Source organism: Paenibacillus sp. ICGEB2008 (genome assembly GCF_000307675.1).
Lineage (GTDB): Bacteria > Bacillota > Bacilli > Paenibacillales > Paenibacillaceae > Paenibacillus > Paenibacillus polymyxa.
Genome location: NZ_AMQU01000049.1, coordinates 1 through 1,142, shown reverse-complemented (window position 1 = coordinate 1,142; position 1,142 = coordinate 1). Strand labels below are relative to the sequence as shown.

Sequence of the window (1,142 nt, the reverse complement as noted above, 5' to 3'; positions counted from 1 at the left end):
AAATTTCTTTTTGTTTTTCAAGATTGCATAAAGCCAATGGATGAGCTTATTTGCACATGCGATTAGAGCTACTTTATGTGGTTTTCCTTCTGCTCTCTTGCGATCATAGAACGCTTTGAGTCGCATATTTCGGGAGCGTATAAGCCCACACTGGACAGCCATTACCAGTGCGTAACGCAACTGCCTGGAACCACGTTTCGTGATTCGGTTTCGAGTTGCTGTAAATTTACCGGAAGCAAAGACACTCGGGTCAATGCCTGCAAAAGCCACTAGCTTTTTAGGATGATCAAATCGGTCGACTTCTCCAATTTCAGATAAAATTGTTGCAACAATTTTATGCCCAATACCGGGAATCGACTGAATTAATTCATACTCTTCAATTTCTTCAGCCAGAGCATCTATGTTCTGTTCCAGTTCAGCAAGATGCTCTTGGTACTGAAGAATAAGGGTAATAAGAACTTTCAAATTGATTAAGTGGCTTGCATACATGGTTTGCTGAAATGGGTTTTGCTTTGCCGCGTCTAGCAGTCGCTGAACCCGTTGGTTAATCCAGCCCTCTGAACGCCCCCGTTTCGAAGAAAGTAGTTCTTTCATCTTAGCTTTGAGTGTAATTTCATCCGTCTGCAAAACTGAATATGAGGTTGGAAATTTACTTAAAAACCGTAGTGAAATACGGGAATACATAGCTCCAAAGACGCCTTTGTAAGCTGGGAAAACCTGATCTAAAACGGCTTGGAATTGCAGCTTCGTCTGTACACACATCTTTGAAAGGGACTCATACTGTCTTGTAAGATAGCGCAGATTGAGAAGTTGCACACCTCTTTTTTTAAAAGGTTCAAACTCTTCCTTGTAGTACAACTCTCCCAATAGGTAAGCGTCCGCAGCATCCGTCTTTACTTTACGAAGTTGAGACTTTCTAAGCCGATTTGAGATGAGCGGATTAATGATAATGTAAATGTAGTGATGTTCTTCTAGGAACTGAACAACGGGACTTTGGTAATGGCCGGTTGCTTCTAGAATAAGCAGAGGACGTAGTTTGGATGCAGTCTCAACATCCTTCAAAACTTGATGTAAATTTGCTAGGCCATCACGAGTGTGCTCGAAGTGGAATGTCCCTCTGAAAGGCTTTCCGCGCGCTAAAA

Annotated in this window: 1 protein-coding gene; it reads right to left on the bottom strand. The window is 42.1% G+C overall.

The window, feature by feature from the left end; translation table 11 throughout:
• Positions 1-1,142, bottom strand: a 1,142-nt coding sequence (locus C400_RS26410) for an IS110 family transposase (RefSeq protein ID WP_017428702.1), incomplete at both ends; no start/stop codon positions are given.